This window comes from Nesterenkonia sphaerica (assembly GCF_005771565.1).
Lineage (GTDB): Bacteria > Actinomycetota > Actinomycetes > Actinomycetales > Micrococcaceae > Nesterenkonia > Nesterenkonia sphaerica.
Genome location: NZ_VAWA01000015.1, coordinates 28,551 through 49,310 on the forward strand (window position 1 = coordinate 28,551; position 20,760 = coordinate 49,310).

17 protein-coding genes are annotated in these 20,760 nt (G+C 65.6%); 5 read left to right on the forward strand and 12 right to left on the reverse strand.

Annotation, left to right across the window (positions count from 1 at the left end; genetic code table 11):
* Positions 1 to 49: 49 nt before the first annotated feature.
* The gene (locus FEF27_RS10560; RefSeq protein ID WP_138170826.1) at positions 50 to 871 is read left to right on the forward strand and encodes an urea carboxylase-associated family protein; all 822 of its coding nucleotides are present in this window, start codon (positions 50 to 52) and stop codon (positions 869 to 871) included.
* 110 nt (positions 872 to 981) lie between these two features.
* Complete coding sequence (locus FEF27_RS10565; protein WP_138170827.1) at positions 982 to 3,051, forward strand: acyl-CoA dehydrogenase family protein; 2,070 nt, start codon at positions 982 to 984, stop codon at positions 3,049 to 3,051.
* A 12-nt stretch (positions 3,052 to 3,063) separates the two neighbouring features.
* On the opposite strand, the gene pepN is transcribed toward FEF27_RS10565, so the two are convergent.
* Positions 3,064 to 5,676 (reverse strand): aminopeptidase N, encoded by a 2,613-nt coding sequence (pepN, locus tag FEF27_RS10570; RefSeq protein ID WP_138170828.1) that lies wholly within the window; start codon positions 5,674 to 5,676, stop codon positions 3,064 to 3,066.
* Positions 5,677 to 5,714: 38 nt separating this feature from the next.
* Here pepN and FEF27_RS10575 point away from each other — a divergent pair, with 38 nt between their 5' ends.
* From FEF27_RS10575 to FEF27_RS10585, 3 genes are read left to right on the forward strand one after another with little or no spacing between them, the layout of a single operon-like run.
* Positions 5,715 to 7,322: a circularly permuted type 2 ATP-grasp protein gene (locus FEF27_RS10575; RefSeq protein WP_138170829.1), complete on the forward strand. Its 1,608-nt coding sequence runs from the start codon at positions 5,715 to 5,717 to the stop codon at positions 7,320 to 7,322.
* Positions 7,316 to 8,248 (forward strand): alpha-E domain-containing protein, encoded by a 933-nt coding sequence (locus FEF27_RS10580; protein ID WP_138170830.1) that lies wholly within the window; start codon positions 7,316 to 7,318, stop codon positions 8,246 to 8,248. The genes FEF27_RS10575 and FEF27_RS10580 overlap by 7 nt, the downstream gene beginning before the upstream one ends.
* A complete protein-coding gene (locus tag FEF27_RS10585) occupies positions 8,245 to 9,099 on the forward strand; it encodes a transglutaminase family protein (RefSeq protein ID WP_138170831.1) in 855 nt (284 codons plus the stop codon). Before FEF27_RS10580 ends, FEF27_RS10585 begins: the two co-directional genes overlap by 4 nt.
* Here the strand turns inward: FEF27_RS10585 and tatC are convergent.
* From tatC to FEF27_RS10640, 11 genes are read right to left on the reverse strand one after another with little or no spacing between them, the layout of a single operon-like run.
* On the reverse strand, positions 9,090 to 9,905 hold the full coding sequence (tatC, locus tag FEF27_RS10590; RefSeq protein WP_138170832.1) for a twin-arginine translocase subunit TatC: 816 nt from the start codon (positions 9,903 to 9,905) through the stop codon (positions 9,090 to 9,092). The two genes, FEF27_RS10585 and tatC, sit on opposite strands and share 10 nt — an antisense overlap.
* A 7-nt stretch (positions 9,906 to 9,912) precedes the next feature.
* Entirely contained in the window at positions 9,913 to 10,167 is a 255-nt protein-coding gene (tatA, locus tag FEF27_RS10595) for a Sec-independent protein translocase subunit TatA (RefSeq protein WP_138170833.1), read from the reverse strand.
* A 57-nt stretch (positions 10,168 to 10,224) separates the two neighbouring features.
* Positions 10,225 to 12,174 (reverse strand): helix-turn-helix transcriptional regulator, encoded by a 1,950-nt coding sequence (locus tag FEF27_RS10600; protein ID WP_138170834.1) that lies wholly within the window; start codon positions 12,172 to 12,174, stop codon positions 10,225 to 10,227.
* 13 nt (positions 12,175 to 12,187) lie between these two features.
* A complete protein-coding gene (locus FEF27_RS10605; RefSeq protein WP_138170835.1) occupies positions 12,188 to 12,592 on the reverse strand; it encodes an FKBP-type peptidyl-prolyl cis-trans isomerase in 405 nt (134 codons plus the stop codon).
* A gap of 1 nt (position 12,593) precedes the next feature.
* Positions 12,594 to 13,865: an FKBP-type peptidyl-prolyl cis-trans isomerase gene (locus tag FEF27_RS10610; RefSeq protein WP_138170836.1), complete on the reverse strand. Its 1,272-nt coding sequence runs from the start codon at positions 13,863 to 13,865 to the stop codon at positions 12,594 to 12,596.
* A gap of 33 nt (positions 13,866 to 13,898) precedes the next feature.
* Complete coding sequence (pafA, locus tag FEF27_RS10615; protein WP_138170837.1) at positions 13,899 to 15,389, reverse strand: Pup--protein ligase; 1,491 nt, start codon at positions 15,387 to 15,389, stop codon at positions 13,899 to 13,901.
* Positions 15,390 to 15,392: 3 nt separating this feature from the next.
* Complete coding sequence (locus FEF27_RS10620) at positions 15,393 to 15,599, reverse strand: ubiquitin-like protein Pup (RefSeq protein ID WP_138170838.1); 207 nt, start codon at positions 15,597 to 15,599, stop codon at positions 15,393 to 15,395.
* 9 nt (positions 15,600 to 15,608) lie between these two features.
* On the reverse strand, positions 15,609 to 17,315 hold the full coding sequence (dop, locus tag FEF27_RS10625) for a depupylase/deamidase Dop (protein ID WP_243729203.1): 1,707 nt from the start codon (positions 17,313 to 17,315) through the stop codon (positions 15,609 to 15,611).
* A complete protein-coding gene (gene arc / locus FEF27_RS10630) occupies positions 17,312 to 18,916 on the reverse strand; it encodes a proteasome ATPase (RefSeq protein WP_138170839.1) in 1,605 nt (534 codons plus the stop codon). The genes dop and arc overlap by 4 nt, the downstream gene beginning before the upstream one ends.
* The gene (locus FEF27_RS10635) at positions 18,906 to 19,940 is read right to left on the reverse strand and encodes a tRNA (adenine-N1)-methyltransferase (RefSeq protein WP_138170840.1); all 1,035 of its coding nucleotides are present in this window, start codon (positions 19,938 to 19,940) and stop codon (positions 18,906 to 18,908) included. Before FEF27_RS10635 ends, arc begins: the two co-directional genes overlap by 11 nt.
* Positions 19,937 to 20,638, reverse strand: a complete 702-nt coding sequence (locus tag FEF27_RS10640; RefSeq protein ID WP_243729204.1) for an HAD family hydrolase — start codon at positions 20,636 to 20,638, stop codon at positions 19,937 to 19,939. The genes FEF27_RS10635 and FEF27_RS10640 overlap by 4 nt, the downstream gene beginning before the upstream one ends.
* Positions 20,639 to 20,760: the final 122 nt, after the last annotated feature.

Sequence of the window (20,760 nt, forward strand, 5' to 3'; positions counted from 1 at the left end):
CCACGGCACCCCCAACCTACCGGACCGACTACCACTCAGGAGACACCTCATGTATACCCAGGCAGCGGCCTACCGCTCATTACCAGGAGGAGCACTCGACCCCGACCGCCAGCTCTATGATCGCATCGCTGCAGCCGAGCGCCGCTTGGTCAAGAAGTTCGACATTCCTGTGCGATCAGGGCACGCATGGGAGGTACCGGCTGGGCACGTCGTACGCATAAGCCAGGTGGATGGCCCCCAGGTGGGGGACCTGAATCTGTGGAACCTCCACGATCCCCGGGAAAGATTCTGGGCTGCGCGAACGCGCCAGCTGCAGAGATCCTCCATGAGCACCTATGACCGTTTCTGGTCCACGCTTCCGCACCTGCGACCGTTAGCCACCGTGGTAGCCGACACCCTGGCGGAGCATCCCGACGCCGCCGTGATTCACGACCTTCTGGGCACCCGTTGCGACCCATACGTCAATCGCATGCTCACCGGCCTCGACTTCGACTACCACTGTCATTCCAACCTGACCCGTGCCGTCCAGCCTTTCGGATTGACAGAGGCCGACGTCCACGATGTCCTCAACGTTTTCCAGCTGGCCGGACTGAACAACAAATATCAGTACTTCATGGCGGCCTGTCCGGCAAAGCCCACGGACTACTTCGAGTTTTTCGCTGAGGTCGACCTGCTCTGTGCACTGTCCACGTGCCCGGGTGGGGATCTGTCAGTGGATATGTGGGGCCCCGAGGCCGCCAGTGCCGAGGAACAGCTGGAGCACTGTCATCCCCTAGCTATTGAGGTGTACGCCGTGGAGGACACAGCGCTGACCGGGTGGCAGCCTCCTATGCCCGCCCAGTACCAGGGCGACCACGGAATCCAGGATTGACGGCGACGGTCGCAGGGAGTCGTGGTCAGGACGACTGGCGAAGTTACTGAGCAGTATCTTAGACTTGACGTGCTGGCTGTCACTATCCCCGAATACCTGAGGAGTTCACCATGGGCGCACATGAAGACGTCACCACCGGCCCCATCGACACTGCCGCGGTGGACACCGCTCACCTGGAGGAGCTCCTGCTGGGCCGCTGGGCCGAGACCCGCCGGACTGCTCGGGAGGTGTTGAAGGATCCGGTCTTTCACAAGGTGGAGAACCAGACCAAAGAGGATCAGCGCGAGCGCACGTTCAAACAGTGTCATGCGCTGGTGGAGGCCAAAGCGGTTCATCGCGCCTTCCCCGAAGAGTTCGGCGGAGACAATGACAACGGCGCTAATATTGCCGCCTTTGAGGAGCTGGTGACTGCTGATCCCTCGCTGCAGATCAAGGCTGGAGTCCAATGGGGGCTCTTCGGCGCTGCGGTGCTGCACCTGGGTTCGCGGGAGCACCAGCAGCAGTGGCTGCCCGGCATCATGGACTTGTCCGTTCCGGGGGCCTACGCGATGACTGAGTTCGGCCACGGCTCCGATGTGGCCGCACTGGGCACCACAGCCACATACGATCCCGAGACCGAAGAGTTCCTCATTCATACCCCCTTCACCGCCGCCACCAAGCGGTACTTGGGCAACGCTGCGCTGCACGCCACCGCTGCGGTGGTCTTCGCGCAGCTGATCACCCGCGGGGTCAACCACGGTGTGCACTGTTTCTACATGCAGATCCGCGACGAGTCGGGCAGTCCGCTTCCGGGTATCACTATCAACGACGACGGCCATAAGGGTGGCCTCAACGGTGTGGACAATGGCCAGCTCAGCTTCGACCAGGTGCGCGTACCCCGCACTCACCTGCTCAACCGGTACGGGGATGTGGCAGCGGATGGGACCTACACCTCCCCCATCACCTCCCCCGGACGGCGCTTCTTCACTATGCTCGGCACTCTGGTGCAGGGCCGGGTCTCGCTCTCCGGCGCGGCAGTTGCCGCCTCGAAGCTCGCCTTGATCGGCGCGGTGACCTACGGCAATCAGCGGCGGCAGTTCCACGCCGCCTCCAGCACAGAGGAAGAGGTGCTGCTGGACTACCAGCTCCACCAGCGCCGGCTGATTCCGCGCCTGGCTAAGACGGTGGCGCTGAGCTTCGCGCAGGAGAAACTGTTGGGCAAGCTCGACGAAGTGTTCTCCGGTGCCGACGACTCTGATGAGAACCGTCAGGAACTGGAGACTCTGGCTGCGGCTGTGAAACCCGTGGCCACCTGGCACGGTCTGGATATGCTCCAGGAAGCTCGAGAGGCTTGCGGTGGTGCCGGCTTCATCTCGGCTAACCGCTTTACCTCGCTGCGGGCTGATCTGGATGTCTATGTCACGTTCGAAGGGGACAACAATGTCCTTCTCCAGCTGGTGGCCAAGCGGCTGCTGGCTGACTATGCCGCCGAGTTCAAGAACGCTGATGTGGGGGCGCTGGCCAGCTATGTGGCCAATCAGGCCGGTGACCGGATCATGCACCGTTTCGGTCTGCGCCGCGCGCTGCAGGGGGTGCGGGACACCGGCAATGAGCGGCGCAGCGCCAACTGGTTCAAGCAGACTGCGGTCCAGCACGATCTGCTGGCTGACCGGGTCCGCCAGATGGTGGCGGATGTGGCAGCCCAGCTGCGTCCGGTCGCCAAACTCCCGTCTGCGCAGCAGGCTAAGGTGTTCAACGACCATCAGTACGAGATCATCAATACCGCCAAAGCGCACGCGGAACTGCTGCTGTGGGAAGCGTTCACTGAGGGGCTGGAGAGTGTCCAGGATGCAGGGACCCGTCAGGTCCTGACGTGGCTGCGCGATGTCTACGCGCTGACCACCATCGAGGAGACGCTCGACTGGTATCTGGTCAATGGGCGGATCTCAGCCCAGCGCGCTCGGACTCTATCGCCCTACATCAATCGGCTGGTGGCCCGGCTGCGCCCCCACGCCCAGGACATCGTCGACTCCTTCGGCTACGGACCCGAGCATGTGCGCATGGAGGTGGCCTCCGGCGCTGAGGCCGAACGTCAGCACGAGGCCATTGAGCATTACCGCGCGCTGCGGGCTTCCTCTGCGGCCCCCGTGGAGGAGAAGACGCTGCTGGAGCGCCAGCGCGCCGCTGCCAAGCGACCCTAGGGTCAGCTCACCTCATCCCATGGCCGCCTGTTGTGCTCGCAGCGAGCGCAGCAGGTGGTCTTCCTCCTCCAGCACGATTCGCCGAAGAGCAGCCGGAGCTGAGCGGTTCTGCTCCAGCCACTGCTGGGTCAGCTGCGCGATGAGGTGCTCGGCCGGCTCCTGACCGGGCTGAAGGCGCTGGACTCCGGGAAAGAGTCCGCGGATCACCCGCGTGGCCTGACCCTGGGACATCCGCTCCCACACATCGGTCAGCGCATCGAAGTACTGGGGTTCGTACCCGAGTGCGCGGCTGTGCGGGTCTGCGCGGAAACCCTCGACGGTCGCGGTGAGGTGGTCATTGGACAGTTCGACGCCGTCCGCATCAGTTCCCGCAATGGCCTGTTCCAGTGCGGCCTGCTTCACCTGTGGGTCCGGGCGCGCCGCCATTGCCAATCGGTGACCGATCTTGCCCCGGGCGGTGGTGCGCCGGGCGATTTCTGCGTCCAGATCTGTTGCGCTGATCCGTCCGTGTGCGGCCAGCGCTTGAAGGAACGCCCAGCGCAGCTCCTCGTCCTGCTCCGTCTCCAGCGCCGCCTGCAGTGAGTCGAGCTGGCTGGGGTGACGTCGCGAGAGTGAAGCCAGGGTGCGTCTCGCCGCAAGCCGGGCGTCTCCCGGCTGCGCCGCAGCGATGAACCCGGCAAGTCCGGCAGCGAAGCGTCGTTCCAGGTCCTCCTGTGACGACGCTGGGGTGTAGAGCTCACAGGCCTGATTGGCCTGACGCAGCAGGGACTGCACCACGGAGACTTCGGGGATCTGCAGCCCGAGCCGCAGCACCGCTTCCACGAAGCGGTCGGCCGCGAGCAGCCCGTCCCGGACCATGGACCACAGCGAGGCCCAGACCGTAGCGCGGGCCAGCGGATCACCCAGCGGGTAGGTCAGGGCCGCATCGATGGAGTCTGCATCCAGGACGACTTTGGCATAGGTGAGGTCGTCGTCGTTGGGCAGGACGACCCGCGGTGTCTCAGCAGCCGGCAGCTGCAGTCCGGTCACCGGGGTCAAGCCTGACTCGGCGGTGGGGTCGATCTCGGCCGGCAGTGACTGCGCGCGGGTGAGCACGCCGGTGCCATCGAGCGTGAAGAGGCCGACCCGCACCACATGCGGGCGGCTGATCGGTGCCCCGGTGGTGGGATCAGTACCGGCCTGGCGCACCTGCACCATTCCAGTCTCGTCCACCGGCGCGCTGAGCACCGGGATTCCGGAGGTCTGCAGCCAGGCCGCCGACCAGCTGCGCATATCTTTGCCGGTGGCTTCCTCCAACACCTCCAGGAAGTCCTCGAGCTTGGCATTGCCGAAGGCGAAGCGCTGGAAGTACTGCCGAGCGGCCGCCCGGAAGGCTTCGGCGCCGGCGTAGGCGGCCAACTGCTTCAGCACGCTGGCCCCTTTGGCGTAGGTGATGCCGTCGAAATTCTGGTCGGCGGCTTCGAGGTCGGGGATGTCAGCGACTATGGGATGGGTCGTGGGAAGTTGGTCCTGCACGTAGGCCCAAGCTTTGCGCGAGCTGGCGAAGGCCACCCAGGCGGTGGTGAAGTCTGTGGCGGCGTCGACGGCGTAGGAACCCATGTAGTCGGCGAAGGACTCCTTCAGCCACAGGTCGTCCCACCACGTCATGGTCACCAGATCGCCGAACCACATATGCGCCATTTCATGCAGGATCGTGTTGGCTCGTGTCTCGTGCTGCGCCTCGGTGGCGCCGGTATCGAAGACATACTTCTCGGTGAAGGTCACCAGACCGGGATTCTCCATGGCGCCCAGGTTGTACTCGGGGACGAACACCTGATCGTACTTCCCCCAGGGATAGGGGTAGGCGAACTCACGGTGGAAGAAGTCCAGTCCCTGTTTGGTGATCTTCAGGATCTCCTTCGCGTCCAGATGCTCGGCCATGGAAGCCCGGCACAGCACGCCCAGGTCAATGCTGAGCCCCTCGGGGCCTGCGCCACGCCAGTGATCAGTGACCATGTGATACGGCCCAGCCAGCAGAGCCGTGACGTACGAGCTCATCAACTCCGTCTGGGCGAAGTCGACCCGCACCACCCCGGGACCCACCTGATGCCGAGCGACCTCGGCGGCGTTGGAGCGCAACTGCCAGGACTCCGGTCCGGTGACTGAGAAGCGAAACCGTGATTTGATGTCCGGCTGGTCGAAGACCGGGAAGACACGGCGGCAGTCGGCCGGCTCGTATTGGGTATACAGATAGACCGCACCGTCGCTGGGGTCGACAAACCGGTGCAGCCCCTCCCCTGACCTGGAGTACCGTGATCGTGACTCAATCTCCACCACGTTGGCGCCTGCCGCCAGACCATGAAGCCGGATCCCGGCACCGGTGGCCGCCCGATGCACATCATGTGCCCTCCCGTTGACCTTCAGAGAATCGACTGAGTCACCCAAGTAGTCGAGAAACGGCACCTCCGCACCTGCCTCCGCCGCAGCGGGGTCATAGTCGAGCTCAATGCGGCAGCTCACGGGGTAGCGCAGAGCACCTTCCTGCTGTGCTGCGGAGACGTCAATGTGCACCGCGTAGGAGGAGACTTTCAGACAAGATGAGCGGAAAGCGGCCTGGCGCCGGGTGAGATTGGCAATTTCTGACATAGTGTTATTCAAACAGACCCGCAGAGGAGAGTAGGAAAATGTCAGATCTCTTCGCTGAGTATCCGAAGGCCATGCAGCGCTCCACGGCATTCGACGAAATGTTCACGCCCGAGGGTCAGCTGCGCTCCGAATACTCTGGGGTCAATGACGTGCTCCAATCGCTGACCGTCCCGGATGTCTCGGCCCGGGCAGAGACGATGGCGCGCACCTTCCTCGACCGCGGCGTGACCTTTGACTTCGCCGGAGAGGAACGGGCCTGGCCGTTGGACATTGTTCCGCGGATCATTCCCGGTGAGGAGTGGAACGGCATCTCCGCCGGCGTCGCACAGCGGGTGAGGGCCCTGGAGATGTTCCTCAATGATGTCTATGACCGGATGGAGATTGTCCGCGACGGCGTCATGCCGCGGTCGCTGATCACCACCAGCGCCCACTTCCACCGCGAGGTTCATGGCTTCACCACTCCCGGCAGCGTGAGGGTGCACATCTCGGGCATCGACCTCGTCCGTGACGATACCGGCACCTTCCGCGTGCTCGAAGACAACGTCCGTGTCCCCTCCGGCGTCTCCTATGTGTTGGAGAACCGGCGGGCGATCGCCAAAGGACTTCCGGAGGCCTTCTCCGGCGCGGCTATCCGGCCGGTGGAGGAGTACCCGCGGCGGCTGCTCTCCGCGCTGCGCCGCACCGCTCCCGAAGGTGTCGACGACCCCACCGTGGTGGTGCTGACACCGGGGGTGTACAACTCCGCGTACTTCGAACACACGCTGCTGGCAGGAATGATGGGTGTGGAGCTGGTCGAGGGCCGAGACCTGGTCTGCCGCGCCAACCGGGTCTACATGCGGACCACCGAGGGCGAGCAGCGGGTGGATGTCATCTACAAGCGGCTCGACGACGACTTCCTGGACCCGCTGCAGTTCCGTGCAGACTCCATGCTCGGGGTGCCCGGTATTGTCAACGCCGCCCGCGCGGGCAACGTCACCATCGCCAATGCGGTGGGCAACGGCGTCGCTGATGACAAGCTCGTCTACACCTACGTGCCGGACATCATCCGCTACTACCTCAACGAAGAGCCATTGATCCCCAATGTGGACACTTTCCGGCTGGAGGAGCCTGAGGCTCGCGAAGAGGTCATGGACCGGTTGGCTGAGCTCGTGGTCAAGCCGGTGGACGGCTCCGGGGGCAAAGGGCTGGTGATCGGCCCCGCCGCCAGCCGGGAGGAGCTCGAAGCGCTGCGGCAGAAGGTGCTCGCTGACCCCCGCGGGTGGATCGCCCAGCCGGTGCTGCAGCTCTCCACGGTGCCCACCCTGGCAGACGACACATTCGGCCCGCGGCACGTGGACCTGCGGCCCTTCGCCATCAACGACGGCGAGGACGTGTGGGTGCTTCCCGGCGGGCTGACCCGGGTCGCCCTGACCGAAGGATCCCTGGTGGTCAATTCCTCCCAGGGCGGCGGCTCCAAGGACACCTGGGTCGTCGATCAGGACGGTGCCGAGACCGGTGAGGTCTCCACCGCAGTGCCGTGGAGCACTCGACGCGGCCGGCGCGCCACCCAGCGAGTCTGGCCCTCGGCCTTCCACACTGACGCCAGCTCCTCAGACGCCTATGATGAGCAGCAGCAGCAGCAGAACCAAGGGGGAGCCCCATGCTGAGCCGGATTGCCGAATCACTGTTCTGGATCGGTCGGTATGTGGAGCGCGCCGACGGCACCGCGCGCATCCTGGATGTGCACCTGGAGCGGTTGAATCAGCTGCCGCTGGCGGAGCAGCGCACTGTCTCGGCGAATCTCATGTCGGTGATGGGAGTTGACACCAGCGACGACGACTCACCTCCCGGTCTGCAGCAGCTGGTCACCCGGATGGCTTTCGACCTCCGGCAGCCCAACTCCATTGCCGGCTCGCTCTCCGCGGCCCGGGAGAATGCCCGTCGTGCCCGGGAAACGGTCTCCGCCCCCGTGTGGGAGTCGCTCAACGCCACGTGGAACGGTCTCACCAGTCACCGGCGCGACGTGGTGGGCACCTACCGGTTCTGCACCTGGGTCATTGAGCGCACCGCCACGGTGCAGGGCATGGCCGACTCTACGATGAGCCGTGACGACTCCTGGCAGTTCCTCGCGCTGGGGAGGTCTCTGGAGCGGGCGGATATGACCGCGCGCATGCTCGCCACTGGTGATGAGGAGGCCTTCCGTCTCTCCTGGGCAAACATGCTGCGCTGCGCAGGCGCGTATGAGTCCTTTCTGCGCAGCCGCCGGGCCGCCTTCGGCGATACCTACGCCGTGGAGTTCCTGCTGCTGGATCGGCTCTTCCCCCGGTCGGTGGTGTCCTCGCTGCGGCAGGTGGAACAAGCGCTCATCGCGCTGGACCCGGAGTACAGCCGTACCGGGAAGATGGATTCGGCGCGGCGGTTGGTCGGCCAGGCCTGCACGTTCTTGGAGTACCACCACTCTCACGACCTGCTCGCAGAGCTTCCCGAACACCTGGAGCGGGTCCGCGCTGCGTGCTCAGGTGCGTCGAACGCCATTACGTCGAAGTACTTCGCGCAAGCGGCCGAGCAGGCCTGGACAGGAGAGCACATATGACGCGGCTGCACGTGGTCCACACCACTGACTACCGTTACGGGGCGCCGGTGACAGTCTCCTACAACGAAGCACGCGTGACGCCGCAGACCGACGCCGCCCAGGTGGTGTTGGAGACCGATCTGAAGATCTCGCCGCACACCACCGCGTTATCGCATTACCGGGACTACTGGGGTGCCAAGGTGCACACCTTTGACCTGCACTCCCGCCACGAGCGGCTGACAGTCACCTCACAGGCACTGGTGGAGGTCCACCGCACGGAGAAGCAGCACGCCCCCGAAGACCTTCTCGACTGGGATGAGCTGACCAGCGAAGAAAATGTCGAGGAGTTCAGCGACTTCCTTCCCCAGTCCCGCCTTTCTGAGCCCGGCGAGTCTCTTGCCGGGGCCGCTCACGGTCTTGCTGCGGGAAAGTCCCCGCATGAGACGGCGCGGGCCATTCTGGCCTGGTTGCGCGAGGAGATGGAGTATCAGCCCGGCACCACTGCGGTGCACTACAACGCCGAGACCTCCTTCTCCGAACGCCGCGGCGTGTGCCAGGACTTGTCACACGTGGTCATCGGGGCCCTGCGGGCGGTCAGCATCCCAGCTCGGTACGTCTCCGGCTACGTTCACCCCAACCCGGAGGCGGAGATCGGAGAGACCGTCGCCGGGCAGTCTCACGCCTGGCTGGAGTGGTGGGACGGGCGGTGGCACTCCTGGGACCCCACCAACCACAAGCCCGCCGGCGATCACCACATTCTGGTGGCCCGGGGCCGGGACTACGCGGATGTGACCCCCTTCAAGGGGATCCTCTCCGGCGGCGGTCCGGACACTAGCCTCGGAGTGAAAGTCGCCATTACCCGTCAGGCTTGAGCGGCTGCCTCCCGCTTGGCTTTGCGTTTGTCGTGGAGCAGGCAGAGCCCGATTGCCAGGGCGAACAGCAGGGTCAGGGGGATCATGATGAAGAACATGCTTACAGCTTCTCCCCCGGGGGCGGCCAGGGCGGACATCACCGCGATGAGCATGACCACCCCTCGCCATGACCGCAGAATCTGCTGGCCGGTCACGAGGCCCATCATGTTCAGTCCCACCAAGATGACAGGGATCACCATCGCGATCCCGCAGGCCAGGAACAGGTGCAGCACAAAGGTGAAGTACACATCCGGGGCGATGATGTTCGAGGTGCCCTCAGGATTGAGCGAGAAGAAGAACTGGATGGCCCGCGGCAAGAGAGTGTAGGCGGTCCCTATCCCGGCCAAGAACAGCGGGACACTGGCTGCGATGAACGCGATGGCGTACCGCTTCTCGCGCTTCTGCAACCCGGGCATGATGAATGCCCAGATCTGATAGAGCCACACTGGGGAGGAGATCACCACTCCCACGAACAGGGAGAGCCTGATCAGCAGGTCCAGTGGCTGTCCCACAGCATTGAATGCTAATGCCGTCAGGCGCCCGTCGTCGTTGTTGCTGTGCTCCACTACCGGCTGCTGCAGCGCGGCGACGAGCCATTCGTAGAGGAAGAAACCGGCGACTGCGCCCAGAAGGACTCCTGCAGCCGCGATCAGCAGCCGGCGGCGCAGCTCCCGCAGGTGTTCGCGAAGGGGCATCCGCCCCTCAGGGTCCCGCCGTCGCTTCCGGGGGCCTCTGCCGGCCGGTCGCTGCCGTTCGGCCAGGGTCATCACAGTCTCAGGCGTGGTCGCGGCGTTCGCGGTTCTTGTCCACGTCGGCCGTGGGGTCGATCACTTTTCCCTCCACCGCTTTGCGCTCCGGGTCTTCTGCCGAGGCGTCCCGGTCCTCGTCCTGCGTCGTCCTGACCTCAGACTTGAAGATCCGGGCCGACTCTCCCAGGGACCTCGCCAGCTTCGGCAGCTTGGTCGCCCCGAAGAGCAGCAAGAGAATCAGCAGCAGAATTAACCACTGCCACCCAGCAATGTTCATCATCAAGTCCTTTCTTTGAACCCCTCAAGTGTAGCCGCGCTGGCGCGGCAGCCGCATCACCTAGGGCCGGGAGCGCTCCACCAGCTCCAGCGCCCGCGCCGCTACGGCCTGGCGCAGTCCCCCCGGACGAATGACCTCAATGTCCCCGCCGGCCCGCAGGCAGGTGCCGATCACTGCCTCCTCGGTCACGAAGGAGGTGGAGATGATTCGGGCTCCGCTGGTCTTGTCGGTCTGCTGCCTCACCGGGCTGAATAAGACGGATTGCCCAGCGGCGCTGGGCGAGAACCGCAGCACCACAGGGATCGCCGCATCGGCCGGTGCTGATGGGGTGCTGCTGCCGGTTTCGCGCAGCTGCGCGCCCTGCTCACTCTGCTGCTCATGGGGCAGCGGCCGAAGGTCAGTGATCCGATCCAGGCGGAAGAACCGTTCGCCCTGCGCCCGGCGGCACCAGGCACGCAGGTACACGTGCGGTCCCTGGTGGACCACCTGGACGGGGTCGACCACCCGGGTGGTCCGGCGATCGGAGATATCGGTGTAACACAGGTCCACCGGGTGGCTGGCGATGATGGCCTGCTGGGCCTCTTTCAGCGCGGCCCGGTCGCCGGCCCCGGGTCCCAGGGACATCGACGCCGCAGTCTGGGCCAGCGTCGCCGGGACAATCGCCAGGACCTTCGTGCGCAGACTCTCAGCTGCCGCAGCGATGTGCTCATCCTCGGGCAAGCCGAGCTCGATGAGGCTCTGCAGGGCGATCAGCAGCCCCAGCGCCCCGGGCTTAGTCAGCGAGACCGGCTTGTCCAGCGCACCGCCGCCCGTGGATCGCAGCACGATGGGCTCATCCGCGGCCAGGTACCGGGTGACAAACTCCTCATCGTTGAGAGGAGGAAACGGCTGCACGTCGAGTGTGTCCGGGTACTGGTCTGTGGTGACGAGGCTGATGCTGAGCAGATCCCGGAGCAGCTGGGCGGGACTCAGGGAGTACTTCTCCATCAGTTCGCTGGGCTGGACTGCGCCCCGGGCCAGCAGCAGCGCGATCATATTGATGACCCGCTCGGTCTTGGCGGCCGCGTCATCCTTGCGCCGCCCAGGAGTGACACGCGTGAGTTTCGGCAGCGTCCGGGGGGCCTCGCCCTGGTGCGCCCGCAGCGCTCCTTCCAGCACCTGGTGTCCGGTGAAGCCTTCGACGCCGCGGTCCAGTTCCGCGGCCACATCGAGGTCTTCGTAGCGCTCTGCGCGCGCGATCTGCTCCACGGTGGCGGCCTCGTCCTCACCCAGAGAAGAGGGCGGAAGCGTGCTGATAGTCCCGGAGACCCGGTCCAGCCGGTAGAGGCGTTGGGCCTTCCGGTCCAAGTCATGGGCCAGCAGGTACCAGTGCCCTCGGGCGCCGGTGCCCAGCGGCACGGCCCGCCGGGTTTCGGCTTGGGCCCGGCCCCGGGCTGTGTAGCGGAAGGTGATCGGGGTACGCAGACCGATCCGCGCGATCTCCAGCAGATGGTCCACCTCTTCGGCGGAGCCGATAGACGCCTGGGTGACCTGCGGGGCGCCCGGGGGCGCAGGCTCGGAGGCGTGCGGATCAACAGCCCACACGGCATGCGGGAGTCCAGCAATGGTGTGCTGGGCGAACTGCAGCTGAGCCTGGTACAGGGCCGAACGCTCTGCGGCAGTCAGGTCCAGGTCCGGAAGTCCGTACTGGCTCCGGCTGATCCGGTAGCGGTAGTCCTCATCTGCGGTGGGCTCAATGAGGTCGATGCCGCAGTGTCGGAGGTGGTCTTTGTCGTGGGTGAAGAGTTTTTCCAATGCGGCGTCAGCCCGCTGGCGCTGAGCGCCGGTGAGCCGGTCTCGCTCGTCGCGGCGTTCGCGGTAGAGTTCGATCTTGTCGAAAATCTGCTCCCGGGTCAGACCGCCGGGGCGGTTGAGCAGGGCGTTGGCCAGGGACAGGGCGCGGACCACTCCGTCTTCGGCCGTTGCTGTCTGCGGTGCATCCTCCGCAAGATTCTCCTCATGCCACTGCATTGTCGCTGCGGCGTCAGTCGGCCTTCTGGACCTTCACGAGATCGACCACGAAGATCAGCGTCTCATTGGGTCCGATCGCTCCTCCGGCACCGGCCTCGCCGTAGGCCAGGTGCGGCGGTATCTCCAGGCGGCGTCGTGCGCCCTCCTTCATGCCGATCAGCCCCTGGTCCCAGCCTTGGATGACCTGACTGATGCCGGCGGTGAAGTCCAGTGGCGTCCCGCGGTTCCATGAGGCGTCGAACTCCTCACCCGAGGCCCAGGAGACCCCCACATAGTGGCAGGAGATGTGGTCGCCGGGCACCACCTCCGGACCGGAGCCGGGGATCAGCTCCTCTATGACCAGTTCCTCCGGCGGGGTCTCCCCGGGGAAGTCCACCTCGGGTCGGGTACGGTCATAGCTGCGCTGTCCGAATGACATGTCACTCATCCTCGTCGTCGGTGTCGTCGGCCTCAGGGGCGTCGTCGTTCTCATCCTCATCCTCAGGCAGCTGCTCGAACATCGTCTCCAGCTCTTCGATGGAGGTGACGCCGAACTGCATAGCGAGGCCTTCGAGCTCTTCAGCGGTCATGCCGGTCTCGGCTGCCAGCTCCTCCAGCCGTTCACGATCCTCGTCGCTGAGCTCAAGTTGGGGGGCCTCGCCCTGTTCAGGCTGTCCGGTTTGGCCCCCCTGGAGCTGCTCCATCGACTCGTTGTCGATTGTTCGGGCGATGTCGACCACGAAGATCAGCGCACCTCCGGGCTGCCCGCCCTCGGTGGTGCCGTCGTCATTGGTGGTTTCGCCGTATGCCTGGTCCTCCGGGATGACCAGCAGGACCCGGTCTCCCACACGGTGTCCCGGGATGCCCTCAAGCCACCCATCGATCACCCCTCCGGTGAGGGAGAAGCCGAAGGGCTCGCCGGCAGTGCCGGGTTCTGCTGAGCCGGCGTCATCGCCGTCGTCTTCGGCGTCGGTGTTCCACGAGGTGTCGAACTCCTCGCCGTCCTCCCAGCGCCACCCGCGGTACTGGACGAACACGTAGTCGTCGTCCGCAACCTCCTCGCCTTCTCCGGCGATCAGCACTTCGCTGCTGAGCTCACTGGGGGCTTCAGCGTCCTCATCGTGATCGTCCAGCTCTGGGACGGCGCCGATCTCGGAGTCGATCTGCGGCAGATCTCCGGACTGCTCCTGCTCCTCACCGTCTGCGTGAGCCGGGGTCTGGCCGAGCACCTCGAACAGGTAGATGGCCGGCTCCGCGATGCCCTGCTCAGGGTCGGGCACCAGATAGAAGGCGACATCCGCGCCGACGGTGACACCCTCGGCGCTGAGCCCCTCAGCGAAGAACTGCTCGACCTCGAAATCTGAGGCGGCCAGCGCCGGCAGCGCCAGGAAGGGCTCAACCGGGTCGTCATGGGAACTCTGCTGGATTTCTCCGGTGGAGGGGTCGACGATGCTCAGCTGATAGTCCATCAGGGCGTCGCTGTTGACCTGCTCCCCGTCACCTTCGTTGACGACGTAGGAGGAATTCTCCTCGGCTTCGATGTCGTCGTAGATCACCACCTCAGGAGCCTCACCCTCGCTGGTGGGGTTGACCTCGATGTCGGACAGCGCCTCTGATTCGCCGAGGCCGGAACCATCGGCGCAGGCGGTCAGCAGCAGCGCTGCAGCGGCTGAGAGGGCGAGCGGGGCTTGGGCTCTGGCATGGATGTGCATCGGGTGGAACTCTACTATCTCCGGGTGGCTTCGTCAGATCAGTGGGGGCTCCGGCACCTGTGTGCCGGGCGCTCGGGTGTACTTGTCCGTCAGCGCGAGCGTGGCTCCCTGACGGCTGCGCTCCTCCAGGCTGCGTTCCTGAAGCTCGCTGCTGCGGTCGCCGAGCTTGTCCAGCAGTGCCTCCACGCGCTGATCCTTCGCGGCGAACGGGTCTTTGACCATGATGGCCTCCAGCGGCCGGTCGGTGAGCTTGTGGTGGACCCAGTCCACGGTGCATTCGGCGCCGTAGGCCCGGGCGGTGGAGAGGAACTCCCCGCGCAGTGCCGCCCGGGTGGGCGGGGGTGTGGTCATGGCGTGGGTGACCTGGGCCCCTGAGACGATGGTTGCGGCCCGGCCCCGGCGGACCAGCAGGTGGTACAGCCCCCGGTCCGGGTGGACATCGTGATAAGCCATATCGATCTGCTGCAGGCGGGGGTGGTTGAGGTCCAACCGGCGCTGATGGCTGACCTCTTCGACCAGCCGTTTCTTGATGGCCCAGTCAATCTCCTGGTCGATCAGCTGGTGCTCGCCGGTCTCGACAGCCTGCAGGGTCCGATCCCACAGTTCGAGGATCTGGTCGACGTGGCTGTGGTGGGCTCCGCGTTCGGAGACGAAGCGGGTGACCCGGCGCAGAATCTCGCGCTGAATGTTGATAGCGGTGACCTGCTCCCCGGTGCGGGTGCGCACCCGGGCCTGGCCACTGATGTCGTGGCTGATGGCGCGAATGGCTGCGATCGGGTTCTCCAGCTCGAAGTCTTCGATAGGCACACCGGCCTCGATCATCCTCAGCACCAGATCTGTGGAGCCGTAGCGCAGCAGAGACGTGGTCGTCGACATGTTGGAGTCGCCGACGATCACGTGCAGCCGCCGGTGGCTGGCCGCGTCAGCATGCGGCTCATCGCGGGTGTTGATGATGGGGCGTGACCGGGTGGTGGCACTGGAGATGCCTTCCCACATGTGGTCGGCCCGCTGCGAGAACGCGAAGTGCGCTTCGTAGGTGTCGTCTTCCTGGACTACTCGTCCCGCCCCAGCGATGATCTGTCTGGTCACCAGGAAGGGAAGCAGGATGCCCGAGAGTCGGCGGAAGTGGGTAGTGCGGGGTATCAGGTAGTTCTCGTGGCTGCCGTAGGAGTTCCCGGCGGAGTCCACGTTGTTCTTCAGCACGTAGACCGCACCGGTGAAACCGTCCTGGTGGATGCGTTCCTGGGCCGCCATGGCGAGGTCATGCATGACCCGTTCTCCGGCGCGGTCCGAGGCGATGAGGTCGATCAGGTCATCGCATTCGGCGGTGGCGTATTCAGGGTGGGATCCGACGTCGAGATAGAGACGCGAACCGTTGGGGATGAAAATATTTGAGCTGCGGCCGAAATCGACTACGGGACGGAACAGGTAGCGAGCAAGCTCGTCTGGGGGCAGCCCTCTACCGGTCTCGGGGCGGTGGGTGAGTCCGAATTCGGTTTCCACGCCGTAGACACGACGGTCCACGCCCTACTGGCCGCCCTTCTGCACAAATCCTTTGACGAACTCTTCGGCGTTGGCCTCCAACACCGTGTCGATCTCATCCAGCAGGCTGTCCAGCTCGGCGGCACGTTCGGTGGCCTGCGGGTTTCCCTGCACCTGGGCGGCGGCGTCTGCGGAGTCCGGCTGGTCGCCCTCGCCGTGCCGGTGGGGCTGCTTCTGCGGCTGTGCTGGCATGGGACTATCCTACCGCTGGCCCAGGATGCTCTGCAGGTCACGCACCAGCTGCGCGGGATTGGCTGCCTGCTGCAGCACCTGATCAGTCTGCTCTCTGCTGCCGGTGAAGGGGTTGCTCAAGTGCAGCCGCACCACCGGGGAGACCTCGTCAGGCCGCAGCAGGATCTGGTCCCAGGAGGCACCGGCCACGGATTCGGCATATTGGGTGATGAGCTGTCCGCGCAGCCAGGCGCGGGTTTCCTCGGGAGGATGTGCTGCCGCCCAGGCGACCTGCTCGTCGGTGTAGAGCCGGCGCATCCGTCCTGCGCGCACCAGCCGGTAGTACAGGCCCTTCTCGGGGCGCAGGTCGTGATACTGCAGGTCAATCATGCCCAGCTGCGCGGAGTCCCAGCTGAGGCCGTCCCGGCGTCGGTAGGACTGCAGCAGCTGCCACTTCGCCACCCAGTCGACCCGGTCCGCGGCCAGGGTGATGTCCTCGCTGAGGTCGGACAGGACCTCCCCCCAGGCTTCCACCAGCTCGGCTGTCTCGGTATCGGGTGCAGGGGCTGCGCTGACTTCACGGGCGTGTTCGAAGACCGCCTCCAGATACTGCTGCTGCACCTGAAGAGCGGTCATGGGCCCCTGATTGGTCGCCACGGTGCACGTCAGGGTGGGATCGTGAGAGATGTCCTTCAACGCTTGGACCGGATCGAGGAGCCTCACCTGGGGTGCTCTTCCGGCCTCGATGAGGTCGAGGACCAGTGCGGTGCTGCCCACCCGCAGCCAGGCGGAGTATTCGCTCATATTGGCGTCACCGATGATGACGTGCAGCCTGCGCCACCGGTCAAAGTCGGCGTGCGGTTCGTCGCGGGTGTTGATGATCGGACGCCGCACCGTGGTCTCCAGACCCACCTGCTCTTCGAAGAAGTCAGCGCGCTGAGAGATCTGGAAGCCCGCAGTCTGGGAGCGCTGGCCGATGCCCACGCGGCCTGCACCGCAGATCACCTGGCGGGTGGCGAAGAACGGAAGCAGCCCGTTGACGATGTCGTCAAACGGCACTGTCCGGGGCACCAGGTAGTTTTCGTGTGCCCCGTAGGAGACCGACTTGTTGTCGGTGTTGTTCTTGTAGAGCCGGATCTCGGGGGCGCCCGGCTCCTGTGCCAGCCGCTGGGCGGCCGCGCGGGCGATGAGGTCACCGGCGACGTCGTAGAGCACCGCCCGTTTCGGGCCCACCGTCTCGGGTGCGGAGTATTCAGGGTGGGCGTGATCCACATAGAACCTGGCGCCGTTGCCCAGTACGAGGTTCATCAGCATCTGCGGCTGGCCGGCCTCGGTGCGGTAGAAGTCCCCGCGCCAGTGCGCGGACCCCGGCGGGTGATCGCCCCGCTCCGCTGCGTCGGCGGGGCTGGGGTCTCCTCCGGAGATGTTCCCCAGGGCGTCCCGGACCGCCCCGGCACCGGGTTCCTGCTCTGCGGCGTAGCTGACCGCCTCGGAGGTGTCGGTCAGCTGCGTGGGGTGCGCTGCGGACCGGGGCAGTACCCATCCCCTGGCGTCCACCAGGGGGGATTCGGACTGGTAGTCCCACTCTGTGCCGGCGACTGCTCCCCCGGATTCGGTCACCTGGGCGGCGTAGGCGTTGATCAGCTCGATGGATAGGCTCACGTGGCTGGCTCTGGGGTTTGCCGGGGCGTGGATACCGTATTCGGTCTCCATCCCGATCAGGCGCCGGGCGCTCACGCTGGCGGACCGTTTCCAGCAGGGGCGGCGGCTCCGGACTCCAGTGAGGTGCGGCGCAGCCCGGCGACCATGTCTCGCTGCTCGGCCAGCTCCTGCTGGATAGCGGCGTCGAGGTGCTGCTGGGTGATGCCTTTGACGTGTTCCTGTTCCGCCTGCGCCAGGTACTCCTTGATGGCCAGTTTCTTGGTCCGGTCAATGATGTTGCTCAGCACCGCTCCAGACATCAGCCCAGCGTGCGCCGGGTAGAGTTGGGAGACGGTAGCCTCGATCAGCGCCTCACGCAGCGCCTGACGCCCTCCGTGCCCTTCGATCAGAGCCGCACGCAGCGGCACCGAGTCACCCAGGTGGATCCGGAGGATCTCCCGGGCCCCGTCGGCGCTGGGACGCTGCACCCGGATCTTCACATCCAGCCGTCCGGGCCGGAGGATGGCGGGGTCGATCATGTCTTCCCGGTTGGAGGCACCGATGACGATGACGTTCTCCAGCGACTCCACCCCGTCGATCTCAGCCAGCAGCTGGGGCACGATAGTGGTCTCGACGTCGGAGGACACCCCGGTGCCGCGGGTGCGGAACAGCGCCTCCATCTCGTCGAAGAACACCACCACCGGTGAGCCCGCCGAGGCCCTCTCGCGGGCCCGGGCGAAGATGACTCGGATGTGCCGCTCGGTCTCGCCGACGTACTTGTTGAGCAGCTCGGGACCTTTGATGTTGAGGAAGTATGCGCCCGATTCCTCACCGGCTGCCAGGGAGGTGGCCACGGCTTTGGCGATCATGGTCTTGCCGCAGCCGGGTGGGCCGTAGAGCAGAATGCCTTTGGGGGCGCGCAGCCCGTGTTCGCGGTAGAGCTCAGCGTGCAAGAACGGCAGCTCCACCGCGTCCCGGATCTGTTCGATCTGTTCGGCGAGCCCTCCGATGTCGCGGTAGGCGATATCGGGAGTCTCTTCCAGCACTACATCTTCGACGTCGGAGAGCGGGACCACTTCGGTCGCTGTACCGGTGCGCAGGTCCACCACCACGGTGTCGCCGACCCGGGCGGGCTTATCCCCCTCAGATTCGGCTCGGGCAGCAGCGGCGGAAAGTTTGACCACCCGTTCCTCCTCCCCCCGGGCGAGCACTACCAGCCGGCCGTCCGGCAGGATTTCTTTGACTCGGGCAATCTCGCCGGTGCCTTCCGGGTCCAGCACCGCAATCACGGTGTAGTTCTCGTTGAGCAGGACCTGACTTCCCGGGGTGAGCTCTTCGGGGCGGATCAGCGGAGAGACTGAGACGCGCAGTTTCCGGCCCGAGTGGAGGACATCGCAGCCGGGCGCAGTGGCGGCCTCGATCTCGCGTCCTTCGGTGCGCTCGCGCTGTTCGCGGTAGCCGATCACCGTGGCGAAGGTGAAGGGTGGCTGCCCGTCTGCTTCCAGTGCTTGTTTCAGCTGGTCGATCTGACCGCGGGTGGCCTCCAGCGCCCCGGTGAGGCGTTCATTGCTGCGGCCTGCGCTGTGCAGCTGCTGCTCCAGGGTCCGCTGGCGCTGCCGCAGGTGATCGATCTGCCGGTGAGCCTGCTCGAGTTTGCCCCGCAGCTCTGCGGTCTCGGTGGGAGTCTCACTGGTCATTCACAACCTCCTTGGCTGCCTCGGCGTGCTGGAGAGAGCTGGCTGCTGCCTTGCGGGCCTTCTTCTTGGATACCACGCGAGTCTGGAGAGTCTCCTCATCCCAGGTCTGCTCCTCGCTGGTGCCGGCCCACGCCTGCACATCGGCAGCGGCGGGTTCGGAGACCTTCTCGCGCTTCTTCAGCTCCAGGGGCAGCTGATTGTCAGCCAGCCGTCGCGTGGACAGCAGGAATCCGGTGTGCGCGACCATCCGATGGTCGGGGCGCACCGCGAGCCCGTCGAGGTGCCAGGTGCGCAGCATGGTCTCATGCGCCTCAGGCTCGGTGAACCCCCCGCTGCGCCTGATCTCCTCGGTCAGCCGGGACAGCTGGGTCACGGTCGCGACGTAGCTGACCCACACTCCCCCCGGGGCCAGCACCGTCCGGACCGCATTGAGGCAGTTCCAGGGTGCCAGCATGTCCAGCACCACGCGGTCCACCCCACCCGGCTGCTCGATCTCCAGTGGTTTCTCTCCGGCGTCACCGATGAAAATCTGCCATCCAGGGTGGGGCTCGCCGAAGAACGCTTCCACATTGCTGCGTGCGATGTCGCCGAACTCCTCACGGAGTTCGTACGAATGAAGGGACCCAGCGTCACCGGTGGCGCGCAGCAGTGAGATGCTCAGTGCGCCGGAGCCCACGCCGGCCTCCAGCACGTGGGCACCGGGAAAGATGTCCGCGACCTGGACGATCTGGGCAGAATCTTTCGGGTACACCACGGTGGCTCCCCGCGGCATCGAGAGCACGTAGTCGTTCAGCAGCGGGCGCAGCACCTGGTACCGGTAGCCAGCGCTGTTCTCGACGACGATGCCCTCGGGCTGGGAGATCAGCTGGTCGTGGTGCAGCACTCCGCGGTGGGTATGCCATTCACCACCCTCGGCGAGGGTAATCGTGGACTTCCGGCCTTTGTAGTCGGTCAGCTGCACACGCTGTCCGGCTCTCAGCAGACCGGTGCGCATGTGCTTGCCGATAGGTGCGCGCCCGGTCATACTGCGGCCGGAGAAGGTTCGCGGACCAGCAGCTGCTGCAGGTCGGCAGGCCCGGTCCCGACAAGCGTCTCCAGCACATGCCACTGCCCGGACGTCGGCAGCGGGGTCAGGTGCGGCACGGCCACGGTCACCAGCCCGGAGGCTGCCGCGGCGGCAGTGCCGGGGACTGAGTCTTCAATAGCTACGCACTGCTGGCGGCTCAGCGGGGCACCGGTGAGTGTTTCGTGATCGGCTGCCATCGTGTCAAAGGCCAGGTGATAGGCCTCCGGGTCCGGTTTCCCGGCCGCCACCATGTCTCCGGTGACCAGGAACTCCAGGTGACCGGCCGGCAGGGCATCCGCCACCGCCCGCGCCAGCGGGGGGAAGCTCATCGTGACCATGGCGCTGCGCACCTGGTCGCGGTGCAGCTGCTCGAGCAGGTCACGCGCACCGGGGCGCCACGGTATCCGCTGCGCGCACCGCTGGACCACCTCGGCGACGAGGTGATCAATGATCTCACCGATGGACATTTGGACCCCGGCACCTTGAAGCACCGCCGCGGAGTACGGCAACGCCTGGCCCGTCAGATGCTGAGCCTTCTCCTCGCTCCACGTTCCGCCGTGGGCGGTGACCAATGTGTGTTCAGCTTCGATCCAGTACGGCTCGGTGTCCACCAGGGTGCCGTCCATGTCCCAGAAAACGGCCTGCAATTCTGACATGCCCACCATCGTACGCTTCCACCAGCATTGGCTTGCCAGTACTGTGAGAAATGTGAGTGAGGACAAAGAAGCATCCGGTGCGGAGGATCCCGATGCCCCTGTGGAGCGGGTGGATCGCTCCC